This window comes from Sedimentibacter sp. (assembly GCF_038562225.1).
GTDB lineage: Bacteria > Bacillota > Clostridia > Tissierellales > Sedimentibacteraceae > Sedimentibacter.
This window is the reverse complement of record NZ_JBCFAS010000004.1, coordinates 277,517-291,499: the sequence shown is the minus strand read 5'-3', so window position 1 is coordinate 291,499 and position 13,983 is coordinate 277,517. Positions and strand designations below refer to the sequence as shown.

Annotated in this window: 17 protein-coding genes; 1 reads left to right on the top strand and 16 read right to left on the bottom strand. The window is 41.3% G+C overall.

Going from position 1 to position 13,983, the window contains the following annotated elements:
- Nucleotide 1 precedes the first annotated feature (1 nt).
- From AAGU76_RS16280 to AAGU76_RS16220, 13 genes are all read right to left on the bottom strand, one after another.
- The gene (locus AAGU76_RS16280; RefSeq protein WP_342486580.1) at nt 2-328 is read right to left on the bottom strand and encodes a hypothetical protein; all 327 of its coding nucleotides are present in this window, start codon (nt 326-328) and stop codon (nt 2-4) included.
- Nucleotides 329-736: 408 nt separating this feature from the next.
- Complete coding sequence (locus AAGU76_RS16275) at nt 737-1,090, bottom strand: helix-turn-helix domain-containing protein (protein WP_342486627.1); 354 nt, start codon at nt 1,088-1,090, stop codon at nt 737-739.
- 462 nt (nt 1,091-1,552) lie between these two features.
- Nucleotides 1,553-1,978: a 3-hydroxyacyl-ACP dehydratase FabZ gene (fabZ, locus tag AAGU76_RS16270; RefSeq protein WP_342486579.1), complete on the bottom strand. Its 426-nt coding sequence runs from the start codon at nt 1,976-1,978 to the stop codon at nt 1,553-1,555.
- A gap of 1 nt (nt 1,979) precedes the next feature.
- Nucleotides 1,980-3,218, bottom strand: coding sequence for a beta-ketoacyl-ACP synthase II (gene fabF, locus AAGU76_RS16265; protein WP_342486578.1), 1,239 nt, complete (start codon nt 3,216-3,218; stop codon nt 1,980-1,982).
- A gap of 109 nt (nt 3,219-3,327) precedes the next feature.
- On the bottom strand, nt 3,328-4,059 hold the full coding sequence (gene fabG, locus AAGU76_RS16260; protein WP_342486577.1) for a 3-oxoacyl-[acyl-carrier-protein] reductase: 732 nt from the start codon (nt 4,057-4,059) through the stop codon (nt 3,328-3,330).
- A gap of 63 nt (nt 4,060-4,122) precedes the next feature.
- The gene (fabD, locus tag AAGU76_RS16255) at nt 4,123-5,064 is read right to left on the bottom strand and encodes an ACP S-malonyltransferase (RefSeq protein WP_342486576.1); all 942 of its coding nucleotides are present in this window, start codon (nt 5,062-5,064) and stop codon (nt 4,123-4,125) included.
- Complete coding sequence (fabK, locus tag AAGU76_RS16250) at nt 5,057-6,016, bottom strand: enoyl-[acyl-carrier-protein] reductase FabK (RefSeq protein WP_342486575.1); 960 nt, start codon at nt 6,014-6,016, stop codon at nt 5,057-5,059. Before fabK ends, fabD begins: the two co-directional genes overlap by 8 nt.
- 65 nt (nt 6,017-6,081) lie before the next feature.
- Nucleotides 6,082-6,309 carry an acyl carrier protein gene (gene acpP, locus AAGU76_RS16245; RefSeq protein ID WP_342486574.1) on the bottom strand — a complete coding sequence of 76 codons (228 nt, stop codon included), beginning with the start codon at nt 6,307-6,309 and terminating at the stop codon, nt 6,082-6,084.
- A gap of 184 nt (nt 6,310-6,493) precedes the next feature.
- Nucleotides 6,494-7,606, bottom strand: a complete 1,113-nt coding sequence (gene wecB, locus AAGU76_RS16240) for a UDP-N-acetylglucosamine 2-epimerase (non-hydrolyzing) (RefSeq protein ID WP_342486626.1) — start codon at nt 7,604-7,606, stop codon at nt 6,494-6,496.
- Nucleotides 7,607-7,738: 132 nt separating this feature from the next.
- Nucleotides 7,739-8,767, bottom strand: coding sequence for an MraY family glycosyltransferase (locus AAGU76_RS16235; protein ID WP_342486573.1), 1,029 nt, complete (start codon nt 8,765-8,767; stop codon nt 7,739-7,741).
- A gap of 14 nt (nt 8,768-8,781) precedes the next feature.
- The gene (rpiB, locus tag AAGU76_RS16230; RefSeq protein ID WP_342486572.1) at nt 8,782-9,222 is read right to left on the bottom strand and encodes a ribose 5-phosphate isomerase B; all 441 of its coding nucleotides are present in this window, start codon (nt 9,220-9,222) and stop codon (nt 8,782-8,784) included.
- A gap of 107 nt (nt 9,223-9,329) precedes the next feature.
- Nucleotides 9,330-9,800, bottom strand: coding sequence for a low molecular weight protein arginine phosphatase (locus tag AAGU76_RS16225; RefSeq protein ID WP_342486571.1), 471 nt, complete (start codon nt 9,798-9,800; stop codon nt 9,330-9,332).
- Between the two features lie 7 nt (nt 9,801-9,807).
- Complete coding sequence (locus tag AAGU76_RS16220; RefSeq protein WP_342486570.1) at nt 9,808-10,866, bottom strand: L-threonylcarbamoyladenylate synthase; 1,059 nt, start codon at nt 10,864-10,866, stop codon at nt 9,808-9,810.
- Between the two features lie 177 nt (nt 10,867-11,043).
- Between AAGU76_RS16220 and AAGU76_RS16215 the strand changes: the two genes are divergently transcribed.
- Nucleotides 11,044-11,781, top strand: coding sequence for a ZIP family metal transporter (locus AAGU76_RS16215; protein WP_342486569.1), 738 nt, complete (start codon nt 11,044-11,046; stop codon nt 11,779-11,781).
- Here AAGU76_RS16215 and AAGU76_RS16210 read toward each other — a convergent pair whose 3' ends face one another.
- The 3 genes from AAGU76_RS16210 to AAGU76_RS16200 all read right to left on the bottom strand — a co-directional run bounded on the left by AAGU76_RS16210 (nt 11,782) and on the right by AAGU76_RS16200 (nt 13,922).
- Complete coding sequence (locus AAGU76_RS16210) at nt 11,782-12,006, bottom strand: DUF3343 domain-containing protein (RefSeq protein WP_342486568.1); 225 nt, start codon at nt 12,004-12,006, stop codon at nt 11,782-11,784.
- Nucleotides 12,007-12,105: 99 nt separating this feature from the next.
- A complete protein-coding gene (yfbR, locus tag AAGU76_RS16205; RefSeq protein WP_342486567.1) occupies nt 12,106-12,690 on the bottom strand; it encodes a 5'-deoxynucleotidase in 585 nt (194 codons plus the stop codon).
- 119 nt (nt 12,691-12,809) lie between these two features.
- A complete protein-coding gene (locus AAGU76_RS16200) occupies nt 12,810-13,922 on the bottom strand; it encodes an FAD:protein FMN transferase (protein ID WP_342486566.1) in 1,113 nt (370 codons plus the stop codon).
- Nucleotides 13,923-13,983 lie beyond the last annotated feature (61 nt).

Sequence of the window (13,983 nt, the reverse complement as noted above, 5' to 3'; positions counted from 1 at the left end):
CTTAACTATTGCCACCGGCCTTCACTATCCTTTCCAGTATAATTGATGCTGCCTTATCCATGTTTTGATCTGCACACTTTAAAATGTCGTCACATTTTTTAGCAGCGTCGCTGATTATGCTGTCATAAAGAAGCTGTCCTTGGGATTCTGCTGCTTTAAGCACATCAGTACGTTTTGATTCGGCAAGTTCCCCGGCCTCCTCAACTATTTGCAGAGCCTGCGCATTAGCATTAGTAATAATTTGTTTTGCTTGCTGAGCGGCTTCCTTTTTTATTGATTCAGCCTTTTCCTCTGCCTCCTTTATTACCTTGATAATTTCAATTGACACTATACCACCACCTCTGACTAGAAATTTTGAAAAACTCCAAACATTTTCCTTATAATAATAATTTATAAAAAAATGTTTGTCAATATAATTGAGACGGCTGGAAATTTCGGTTTTGTAACTATTCGTCATTCATGTTCGGAATCAAAAGAGCAGAAAATGTTTTTCATTTCTTTGCTTGACTGGAATATTCAATATTAAATTAATTTCCGTAACCTTAAGCGCAGAGCTTCATGACGGTTATTTATGCCGAAAACTACATAAAGAAAAAATCGTTTAAATTTTAACGTTCATGTTTGCCAATCCATCAATTAAATCGCAACTATCAACTAGTATATAAAGAGAATACCCTTCTGACAAGTACGCACTTTTTTGTACTATAGTATCCAAAAAGATACTTAATGTAAAAGGCTAATTGACTTCTGAACTGATGTTCTTGTACCCTAATTCCAAATATTCCGCACCGAATCCGTGCATCATTTCCAGAATAGGAATAATCTTTTCCCCCAGCTCTGTCAATCCGTATTCAACCTTGGGCGGAACCACCGGATAGACATGCCTGTATATGAGATGATCTTCCTCCAGGCTCCTAAGCTGCTGTGTAAGCATCTTCTGAGTCACATCCGGAAGTCTTCTCTTAATATCATTAAATCTTAAAACTTTGCCGCTCAGATACCACAAAATCATTATCTTTCTTTTGCCGGCCAAAAGCTGCTGAACCAATACCATCGGACAAACCTTGTACCTGATGCACTTATCACTCATGTAGCAGGTGCTGTGTCTCTCCTTGTCGCTGAACGTAATCTCGTCCTTGCTGCTCAAATTATCACCTCATAATTTATACTAAGTATCTTTTAGGATACTATAGCCCTGTAATGTATGTACCTATTATTATAGCACAATATTCATATAGGGCAATGTAAAATTTTTCTAATATTTTATGTTTCGTGATCTGGTTACCTTGTTAATTTACAATAGTTTATCCATTTGTGCAGTCAATTACTATAGGTTTACACCCTTAATAAAAATAATACCTTTCTTAAGGAATTTTACTAAAAAAACTATGTAACGTTTGCCCGAATGTTAATCGATTAACATTCATTTTTTCATTCAAGCCTCATATTTTAATAATCCATGAATCTTATATAAAAAAAATGTGTCACATCTTACATTATAACACATTTTCTTCAGTTTGTCGAAAATTATTGTGAAATTTATGTCATGTTTTTATTCAACAGCAAATATCAGCTCAGCTTCAGCAGCTATTTCACCGTCTACATAAGCGGTTGCATTTCCCAATCCAAAACTGGACTTCAATTTAATAATTTCCGTAACAAGTTTCAATGTGTCTCCAGGACACACCTTTTTCTTAAACTTTGCGCTTTTGATTCCGCCGAAATATACCGTCTTGCCCTTGAACTTTTCCATGGACAATATGGCAACGGCTCCTGTCTGAGCCAGGGCTTCGATTATAAGAACTCCGGGCATGACAGGATTTCCAGGGAAATGACCCTGGAAAAACTGTTCATTGAAAGTGACATTCTTAATGCCCACAGCCATTTCCCCTTCTTTAAGCTCCACAATCTTGTCGATGAGCAGCATAGGGTATCTGTGAGGTATTATTTTCTGGATTTCACTTGAATCGTAAACCATGTTAAATTCCTCTGTATTTCTTCAAGACCAGCGTAGCATTGTGGCCTCCGAAGCCGAATGCGTTTGACAAAGCATAGTCGAAGTCTTTTTCTATTCCCACGTTTGGAACGAAATTGAGGTCAAGTTCAGGATCTGTAACCTGATGGTTTATTGTTGCCGGAATGTAGCCATCTTCAAGAGCCTTTGCGCACACAATTGCCTCAACCGCTCCTGCTGCTCCCAGAAGGTGTCCTGTCATTGACTTTGTTGAACTTATAGGAACATTTTTTGCATTTTCCTTGAATATGTTTTTGATTGCCTGAGTCTCAAACTTATCATTGTAAAGAGTGCTTGTTCCGTGAGCATTGATGTATCCTATATCATGTGTGATGATGCCTGCATCTTCAATGGCATTTTTCATGGCCTTTGAAGCTCCTTCAGAGCTTGGATCCGGACTTGTCATGTGGTATGCGTCGCATGTAGCACCGTATCCCACAAGTTCAGCATAAATTTTTGCTCCTCTTTGTACTGCATGGTCATAATCTTCAAGAACCATTATGCCTGCTCCTTCTCCCATTACGAAGCCATGCCTTTCTTTATCAAAAGGTATTGATGCCCTGTTTACGTCTGTAGTGGTTGATAGTGTAGTAAGCGCTGAGAAACCTGCGATGGAGCATGGAGTGATGGCAGCTTCAGATCCTCCTGCCAGCATTATGTCACAGATTCCATCCTGTATTCTCTTGTATGATTCGCCGATTGCATTGGCTCCTGTAGCACATGCTGTCACAGTGCTGAAGTTAACAGATTTTGCCTGATACTTGATTGCAATGAGGCCTGAAGCTATGTTTGAAAGCATCATCGGTATGAAGAATGTTGAAACCTTGCTTGGTCCTTTTTCAAGGAGTTTTGCATGTTCCGTTTCAATGGTGTGAATTCCGCCTACGGCGCTTCCAACTATTACTCCGAATCTGTCACTGTCAACCTTCTCTATGTCCAGGCCTGAGCTTTTCACAGCTATGTCGGCTGCCGCAAGGGCAAACTGGCTGTATCTGTCCTGTCTTTTTGCTTCCTTCTTATCCATGTATGCGGTAGGATCAAAATCCTTTACTTCAGCAGCAAGCTTAACGCTGAAGTCTGTTGTATCAAATGATTCTATAGGGCTTATTCCGCATGTTCCCTTCTTAACATTTTCCCAAAATACATCACCGGTTCCAATGGGGCTCACAACCCCAAGTCCTGTTATTACAACTCTTCTTTTCATCTTTTTCCTCCGAGATTTCAATTAAGAATTAATAGTTAATAGTTGATAATTCTGGTTGAAATCAGGCTCAGCCTGATTTCTTCATTAATTCTTAATTCTTAATTGTACTTTACATGTAGTATCCGCCGTTGACACTAAGCACCTGTCCGGTAATGTAGGACGCCTTGTCAGATATTAAAAATTCAACAGCGTCAGCAATGTCTTCCGGTTGTCCCAGCTTCTGCAGCGGTATGTTTTTCATCATTTCAACTTTTATTTCTTCAGGTATCTTGTCAGTCATTTCAGTTTGAATGAAGCCTGGTGCCACTGCATTAACAAGCACGTTTTTCTTTCCCAGCTCCCTGGCCATGGACTTGGTCATTCCTATGACGCCTGCCTTTGAAGCGGCGTAGTTCACCTGTCCAGCGTTTCCTGCAAGACCCACAACAGATGATATGTTTACAATCCTGCCGTTTTTTTGCTTAATCATTCTTTTGGCAATATGCTTGCAGCAGTTGAACGTTCCTTTCAAATTCGTGTCTATTACCTGGTCAAACTCATCCTCCGTCATGAGCGGAAGAATGTTGTCCTTGGTTATTCCTGCATTGTTTATAAGCGCATCCACTGTTCCAAAAGCGTCATAGGCTTCGTCTATGAGCTTCTTGGCATCATCGTAATTTGATATGTCGCATTTCACTATTACATTTCTGGTTTCCTTGTTGGGGAAACTGTCTATTAATTCTTCCATGGAAGCAGTATTGCTTCTGTAGTTGAGAACAAGGTTGTAGCCAAGTTGATTCAACCTTAAAGCAATAGCAGCCCCTATGCCTTTTGAGGCTCCTGTAATAATTGCAGTCTTCATGATTATCCTTTCCGATAGTTGCATATACCCCACAAGAATTACCCATGCTTAACAGCTGTGCTGTTAAGCATAAGACAATTCAAGAAATTCATGGAGGGACGCAATGCTATCTATATTTATTGATTTTACGTTTTTATCTATCTTCTTTATGAAGCTTGACAATGTCTTGCCCGGTCCTATTTCTACAAAAGTGGTTACACCGTCAGCTATCATTTTTCTTACGCATTCTTCCCATCTTACAGGGTTGTAAACCTGTTTCTCAAGCTTGTCGGCAATTACAGCGCCGCTGTCGTAATATTCCGTGTCCACGTTGGAAATTACATTGTACGAAGGTTTCTTGAACTTAATGTTCTTCAGGTCTTCCTTAAGCTTGTATCCTGCCGGTTTCAGCATGGATGTGTGAAAAGGTGCACTTACCTGCAGCTTCACAGCTCTTCTGATATTGAACTCGGGAGCCTTAGATATGGCGTTTTCTATGGCTTCTGCCTTGCCTCCCACAACAATCTGTCCGGGACAGTTGAAATTTGCAGGTTCAAGCAATGCGCAGCTTTCTGTTATAGCTTCACAGAATGCCTTTGCATCTTCGTCTGAACATCCCATAAGGGCAAGCATGCCTCCCTCGCCTACGGGTACGGCGTTTTGCATGTAGTTTCCTCTGTTGTAAACAAGCTTCACTGCAGTTTCGAAATCCATGGCTCCTGCTGCTGTAAGGGCTGAATACTCTCCCAGTGAAAGTCCTCCCATAATAGCGGAGTCAGCTTTGTTGTACTTCTTGAGAACTTCATATATTGCCATGCACACTGTAAGAAGTGCAGGCTGAGTTATCTTAGTAATGCTTAAATCCTGATCGGGACCTTCAAAACAAAGCTTAGCAAGGTCAAAACCCAGTGCTTCGTTTGCCCTTTCAAATATTTCTCTGCTTTCTTCAAAATTATCATAAAAATCCTTTCCCATGCCGGCATACTGTGCGCCCTGTCCTGGGAATACAAAAGCTGTCTTACTCATTACTGCCTCCTGAAATAAATGAATTCAAGTTTTTCATGATCTTTTCCGCTTCATCAAACATTTCTGTAATAATTTCTTTGCTGCTTTGTTCCTTTTCAATCAAACCTGCGATTTGTCCGGACATTACCGAGCCGTAATCAACATCTCCTTCGATTGCTGCCTTGTAAAGCCTTCCTCTTCCAAGCTGCTCCATCTCTTCAACTGTTGCATTTGCTTTTTCCAGTTCCTTAAACTGATTAACCAGCTTGTTTTTCAGAACTCTCACAGGGTGTCCTGTCTTTCTTCCGGTGACAGCTGTGTCTGTGTCGTTTGCCTTAAGCACCTTGTTCTTGTAGTTTTGATGAACGTTGCATTCGTGAGCAAGTAAAAACCTTGTTCCGACCTGCACTCCCTGGGCTCCAAGACAAAGAGCTGCAGCTATGCCTCTGCCGTCTCCGATTCCGCCTGCAGCGATTACAGGAATATTCACCGCATCAACAACCTGAGGCGTCAGACACATTGTAGTTATTTCACCCACGTGTCCGCCTGATTCTGTTCCTTCGCAGATTACCGCATCTGCTCCAAGCTTTTCAAAATGCTTTGCAAATGTCACTGACGGAACAACCGGTATAACCTTTATTCCTGCATCTTTCCAAATCTTTAGATACTTTCCCGGATTTCCTGCTCCTGTTATTACAACAGGTACCTTTTCCTCGATCAGCAGCTCGCACACCTCGTTGGCATGAGGGCTTAACAGCATTACATTCACTCCGAAGGGTTTGTTTGTAAGTGATTTGATCTTATGTATTTCCTTTTGTATTGATTCAGCTGTATTGTTGCCTGAAGCAATGACTCCCAGGCCGCCGGCTTCCGATACTGCGGCAGCCAGTTCTGCATCTGATATTTGCGCCATGCCTCCCTGAAAAATAGGATATTTTATGTTCAGCAAGCTGCATATAACTGTGTTTATCATATCTGCTCCTTATTTGTCGTAATTTTCTGCATAATAGAAAACGCCCGCAGGCGTCTTCTTAAAGTTTATTGTTTGTCTGTAATGTAGTTTACTATGTCTCCAACTGTAACAAGCTTGCTGTAATCTTCTTCATCGATAGTGATATCCAGCTCGTCTTCAATTTTACTGATTAATTCGAATAAGTCCAGTGAATCTGCTCCCAGGTCATCCTTTATTTTGCTGTCAAGATTTATATTTTCTTCCTCTACGTCCAATTCCTCTACAAGTATCGCTTTTACTTTTTCTAAAATCATTATTTCCTCCATAATTTTCAATGTTTTAATGTCTATTCTTTGAATATTGTTTTTCACTTTCAAATATTTTGATATTCGAAGTATAATACAAATCATACCACTTGTCAATATATTTTTTAGATGATACGTCTACGTTTGTAAAAAATTTATCAGAAACAAAAAAACTGTCGACACGCTCGACAGTTTAAACCATCTTGCTCTTTATTGCATCCATGATGTGCATTGCTGCCTTTCCGTCACCGTACGGGTTGACTGCATTGGCCATTTTCCTGTGTTCATCTTCATTATTTATGAGTGTGTCAAGCTCTTTGTAAATTGTTTCTCTTTCTGTACCAGCCAGCTTTGCCGTACCTGCTTCGATTCCTTCCGGTCTCTCGGTTTCCTTTCTCACAACCAGCACGGGCTTGCCCAGAGATGGAGCTTCTTCCTGCACTCCTCCGGAATCCGTAACAACAAGGTAGCACTTAGCCATGAGATTTGTAAACGGAAGATAATCAAGAGGCTCTATGAGATGGACACTTTTCATTCCCTCAAATATTCTTCCGGCTATTTCCCTTACCTTGGGATTTAAGTGCATGGGATAAATCACTTCAACATCTTTGTTTTTGTCCGCAATTTCCTTAACAGCTGAAAAGATGTTTTCCATAGGTTCCCCTATGTTTTCCCTGCGGTGGGCTGTGAGTAGTATAACCTTCTTGTTCTCAAAATCTATGTTGTTCAGCACTTCATCGCTGAACTTGTAATTCTTGTCTATCACCCAGTTTAACGCATCTATGGATGTGTTTCCTGTTATGAAAATTTTGCTTTCATCATACCCTTCCCTCAAAAGGTTATTCTTTGAAGTCTGCGTAGGTGCGAAGTGAAAGTCCGTAAGCACACCTGTGAGCATACGGTTGGCTTCCTCGGGATACGGAGAATACAGATTGCCGCTCCTGAGTCCCGCTTCCACATGGCCTATTTTCACCTGGTGGTAAAATGCTGCTAAAGCTCCGGAAAATACCGTTGTGGTATCCCCCTGAACAAGAACCAGATCCGGCTTGAACTCCTCTATTACTCCTTCCAGCCCCGAAAGCGCCCTGCAGGTTATCTGCGTAAGCGTCTGTCCGCTCTGGAATATGTTCAAATCATAATCAGGCTCTATATCGAATATTCTCAGAACCTGATCCAGCATGTCTCTGTGCTGGGCCGTAACGCAAATCTTGGATTCGAAATGTTCCCGGTCATTTTGCAGTGCCTTCACAATGGGAGCCATCTTCACTGCTTCAGGCCTGGTCCCGAAAATGACAAGCACCTTTATTTTATCCATCATAACCTCCGTAAATTTAATGAAGAATTAAGAGTTAAGAATTAAGAAATGATTGAAGAATTTGGGCAAAGCCCAAATTCAACCATTAATTATTAATTATTCATTCTTAATTCTTAATTGCACTTATTGTTCTTTTTTCTTAAACAGCCCGGCTTTTCCGGCAAAGTAAAATACTGCAATAACCATTATTGTTGCCAGTATTATACCAGTAAACGGGTCTGCGTCCGCTATTATTACAGCAACAATTCCGAGCATCATGCTTATGAAGTACATTATGAGAACTGTCTGCCTCTGATTGAGACCTATCCTCATGAGCTTGTGGTGCAGGTGATCCTTGTCTGCCTGCATGATAGGCTTATTGTTGAGATACCTTCTTATGATTGCAAAGGTGGTGTCGAATATGGGAAGTCCCAGCGCAAAAACCGGAACAGCCAATGCAACTGCAGCAACGCTCTTCACCATACCTGAAACTGATGTCACTGCAAGCATGTATCCCAGAAGCAGCGAACCCGTATCTCCCATGAATATTTTTGCCGGATTGAAGTTGAAAGGCAAAAATCCCAGTGATGCACCTGCAATAATGGCACACTGCATCATGATGAAGTCATGTCCCATGGTTGCAGCCGTAAAAAGAAGAGTTGTGGCAGCAATGCTTGCAACCCCTGATGCAAGACCATCAAGTCCGTCAATAAGGTTTATGGTATTTGTTATTCCGACTATCCAGAAAAGCGTTATGGGATAGGAAAGCCATGAAAGCAGGTAGCTCATTCCAGTTTCAGAAAGAGGGTTTGAGATGAAGTGAATCTGAACTCCGCCTTTAAGGGCAACAAAAGCCGCCACAAGCTGCATGAGCATCTTCACCTTGGCAGGCATTCCGTACATATCGTCCACAATTCCCGTCATCACTATCAATGTCGCTCCTGCCATAATGAACAGGTTGGTTCTGGTGTGAGGCAGGTATACGAACATGCAGGCCATTATTGAAATATATATGGCCAAACCTCCAAAATAAGGCATCGGCTTTTTGTGTATTTTTCTTGGGTCCTTTGGAATGTCAAGAGCTCCAACCTTCAGTGCAAGTTTCCTTGCCGGGGGCGTCATTATAAATGATATTATTACAGCCGATAAAAAAGCTATAAGATAACTTGTCATGTTATTCCTCTTCTTTAATTATTTTCAATTTCCATCAGTTTGTTCACCCTGTCTGCGTGTCTTCCGCCTTCAAACTCGGATGAAAGCCATACATCAACTATGTCAAGAGCTGCCCCCTGCCCGATGACCCTGTTTCCCAGGGCAAGCATATTTGCATCGTTATGCATTATTGACATTCTTGCCATATACTCGTTTGTGCACAAGGCGCATCTGGCTCCCTTGACCTTGTTTGCTGCGATTGATATTCCAATTCCTGTTCCGCAGATTACTATTCCTTTTTCCGCAATGCCTACTGCAACCATTTCGGCTGCCTTTTTTCCGTAATCGGGATAATCGACGGATTTTATGTCGTGAACCCCTATGTCATTGATTTCATAACCCTTTTTTTCAAGATGCGCTTTAACTGCTTCCTTTAATTCAAATCCTCCATGATCACATGCAAGTACTATTTTCATTATACCTCCGCTTTCTTAATTAAGAATTAAGAATTGCGGTTAAAATCAGGCTCTGCCTGATTTTTTCATTTAATTCTTAATTCTTAACACTTCATTCTTCATTGTATTTATTGTTCTTTTAATTTATTGATAATCGATTCTATCTCGATACGTATTTCATTCATAACCGACTCATACACGCTGTAATCCATTCCGTAGGGGTCATGGATATCAGGGCTCCTGTTTGTTGTTCTGCCATTTTTTCCTGCATATTCCCTAAGTGTATATACCTTATTGCCTGACCCGGGAGCATACTTAAGAATGGCAGCCTTGTGTCCTGCTGTCATTGTCAGGATCAAATCGGAATCATCTATGAGTTTTGCAGTCAGCTGCCTTGATTTGTGTCCAGATATGTCTATTCCCTGCCTTTTTAAAACCTCAATGGCTTTTTCATTGGCAATGTCCCCTTCAAAGGCGCTTAAGCCGGCAGATGACACAGTAATATGGTCTATGTTGTTGATCTTGAGCATATGCTTAAAAATACCCTCAGCCATGCTGCTTCTGCAGGTATTTCCGGTGCAAACAAGCAAAATGTTCATAAACACCTCACACAATTATTGTTTCGCTTGAAGCCTTTCCCAATCTGTTCATTATTGCCTTGCCCAATCCCTGCTCATCAACTGCCTCTGAAAGGATTACATCCATTCCCATCCGGTCAAAGTTTCTTAAATCCTTAAACAGGTTAGACGAAATGGTCAGCGGTTTTGTTCTGTCTCCGCAGCAGATTGTGGTCTTTCCTTCATAATATTTTTCAGTCTGGACTGTGGACATTATTCCAACCCTTAGACCTTCAGACTGCAGCTTTTCATAATCCTTTGCGATCCTTTGTGCTATATCTTCAGCTTTTCCCTTGTAAAGTACTACCCTTGCCTTTGGCGAATAGTGCCTGTACTTCTGTCCCGGCGACTTGGGAACTATCTTCTCACTGCTCTTGATTATTGCAGGATCATATTCGCACCTGCCCAGAACCTCTTCCACATCTTCCTTGGTTATTCCGCCCGGCCTCAGGATTGTGGGCATATCCCCGGTCATGTCAATTACTGTTGATTCTATGCCTATGTTGGTGCTCCCGCCGTCGATTATCATATCAACCTTACCCATAAGGTCTTCAATAACATGCGAAGCTTCCGTTGGGCTTGGTTTTCCCGATGTGTTGGCGCTTGGGGCAGCTATTGGTTTTTTGCTTTCTCTGATGAGTGCCAGGGCAATCTGGTTCTTTGGAAGCCTGATGGCAGCAGTGTCCAGACCTGCCGTTATTTTATCCGACAATATGTCCTTTTTATACAATATCATTGTGAGAGGTCCCGGCCAGTACTTATCAGCAAGCTTATCTGCACTCTCAGGCACTTCCTTCACCAGAGCGTCCAGTTCAGAAACATCTGCTATGTGGACTATAAGCGGGTTGTCCTGGGGTCTTCCCTTTGCTTTGAATATTTTGTCCACAGCCTCGTCATTCAATGCATCTGCTCCTATTCCGTACACAGTTTCCGTGGGGAACACAACTATTCCACCTTTGTTGATTATGATGGCTGCTTCCTTTATTATTTCAGGATCTATATTTTCCGAGTCCATCCTGACTATTTTAGTATGTATCTTTTCTTCCATTTTAACACCTTTCTTACAGGTTAAATGATATAAACCTGCGCTTTTGCTTCCTGTCGCTATTGTTCATTATATACTACATTATGTTATGGCACAAGAATTTACTTCTTAATAAATATTTAATTTCTTAAAACACTCTGGACGCATATATTTAACTAAGATAATTGCTGGGAGGAAATCTTGGATATACTATATTACTTTTTTGCAGGTTTTGTTATTGGAGGAATCGGAACATGTCTTGGAGGCATCGTGTCTGTTTTTATTAAGAGCCCCAGCGACAGGGCCGTTTCCGGATTGTTAAGCTTTGCAGCCGGCATAATGCTCGCCGTAATTTCGTTTGACCTGATGCCTGAAGCCTATGAAATAGGAGGCTTTTTCATTGTAACCCTGGGACTTGCAACCGGACTGATCGTGGTATTTTTAGCCGAAGAAATGATACCTGCAAAAAAGCTTTCCAGGTACACAGGCAGAAAGCTGGATTACATTAAAATGAGCCTCATAATTTTTATAAGCCTCAGCCTTCACAATTTCCCTGAAGGCGTGGCCGTAGGTTCAAGCTCCGTTTACTCTGAAAATTTGGGCATAAAAATAGGAATATTGATTGCAGCCCACAATATTCCCGAAGGCATGAGTGTAGGTGTCCCGCTTGTAATGGCAGGAGCCTCACCCGTCTTTGTTGTTCTTCTGACCATGCTCACAGGTCTTCCCACAGCCTTTGGCGCCGTGCTGGGAGCATGTCTCGGAGAAATATCCGATTACTTCATTGGTTTCTGTCTTTCAGCAGCTGCAAGCAGCATGCTTTATGTTTCGGCAAGCCAGCTTATTCCGGAGGCCAACCTTCTTCACAAGGGAAAAAGCAGCTCAATAATGCTGCTGGCAGGTTTTCTTTGCGGGTGCTGGCTGTCATATTCCGTGTGATTAAACTTCATGGTATATGTTCTCATAGACAAGGCTGTTTGTTTTAATAGCCTCACGGAGGCTCTCCATGTCTTCATTTTTAAATCTTAAACACAGACCGCAGCTTGAACTGATGCTCCTTGGAACCGGTATTATCTTGTAATTTATGCCGCAGCTTTTCAGAGCCGCCTCAACCTTCATGGCGTACGACACTGATTTAAAGGTCATGTAATTGTATTGATTCATGGTTTAATCCTTGTTTTTTCTTTCAGTATAACACAGATTATTTGTCAGTCTAATAAAATAAAGTTATAGATAAATTCAAATCCATAACTTTGTCTTATGTTATTCCATTTCGTCCAGAGTGAGTTCATATCCCTGAAGAAATTCATCCATAAATATTTTTACATCTTCCCTGTCCATGCTGTTGATTTCGTGGTATATGGTCTGCTTTGCCTGAAGAAATTCCCTGTTCCCTGATTTTTCTTCTTCTATACACTTGATGTAGGCACTGATTTTATCGGCAGCCTTTATTGTCTTCCAGATTTCCTTTTCCTGCTCTCTTGGTATTAGAACCGGTTCATAGTCTTCATAAAAATCTTCCGGCAGAAGCTTAAGAAGCCTCCTGCTGGCTGCAAGTTCAACATCCTTGTACGCCGTCTTTATAACCGTGTTGAAGTACTTGACTGGTGTAGGCAAATCTCCTGTAAATATTTCCGACGCATCGTGATAAATGGCATAAAGCGCCGTCTTTTCCGGATTTACATCCATGTTCAGGCGCCTTTTCTGTATTATGCTGAGGGCATGGGCTATAACAGCCACATCAAGGCTGTGCTCTGACACATTTTCATCCTTTATGCTGCGCATGAGACCCCATCTGTTTATATATTTCATTCTTGAAATAAAAGCATAAAAATTTGATTTTTTCATTTTAGCCTCGTGTAATGATATTAATTTTATCCTCAGTTATCTGAATATATTGCCATGACACCACAGGCGTTATCACATCCAACCCAAACTCATAATTCTTAATTCTTCACTCTTAATTCTTAATTGCTCTTTGCGGCTGTTGCGCCCTTGCTTTTCATAATTTTGTCCATGCCTTCGGTAGTTTGCACAGTTCCGTCCTTTAATATCCACAGAGCTTCCACACCGTCAAGGGATTCCACAAGAGATCTTCCTTCCTCATATGGCATCAGGAAGACTGTGGTTGAAAGGAAGTCAGCCCTTCCCGAATCTTCGGTAACTATGGAAACCGCCCTAAAGTAATCGCCGGGCATCAACGTTACAGGATCTATAAGATGGTGCACTCTTTTGTCTCCCACCATGTAAAATCTCTGATAGTCGCCGCTTGTTACGACAGATGCATCCGTTAAAAACACAGTTTCAATTATGCTTTCATCGGAAGTTCCAAGAACTCCGTCAGGATTTTGTATTCCTACTCCCCATTTGTCCCTTATGCCGTCCATAGGTTTGCCGAATGATCTGATGTTTCCTCCGGCGCTGATGATTCCTGAAACGAAACCTTCTTCTTTTATTTCATTCACAACCAGTTCCGTTGCAAAACCTTTGGCAACTGCTCCCACATCCAGGCTCATGAGAGGGTCTTCCAGATAAACGGTGCTGTTTTCTTCATCTATTATAACCTTGCTGATGTCTGTATGTCCGTTTGCTTCAAGAAGCTTATCCATTGGAGGTATCTTCGCGTTTGCAGGATCCGCTTCTGCCTCATCCCTGTATTCCGACCATATTCTCAAAACCGCACCCATGGCCACATTTGTTTTAGTACCAACGCTCTGGTACATTTCCTTCGTCATGAGGAGCAAATCTATGATTTCACGATCAACCTTGACAGGCTGTATTCCTGCATTATCGTTGATTGTTTTTATATTGTTTATACCTTCATAGTCATTGTACTTGTCGAACAGCTTGTGAAGGTCAAGCATTCTTCCATGTATCTTGTCAGCATACCTGTTGAAATCTTCTTCTGACTGCGCGTATCCCACAACCTGTGTAACTGTATCGAATGTATCCAAAAAAGTGTAGCTGTATTTTTCGTATACCGGCTCTTTTTCAGGTTCCGTTGTCTGATTGTTTTGGCAGCCTGTCAAAAAAGCAAAAATTAAAATTCCCGCAAGCAAAATAGGAATTGTTTTCTTCATGTTTATCACCCTAGCTTATAATATCAAAAAATTTAAATAATATCAAACATTATTATTAAAA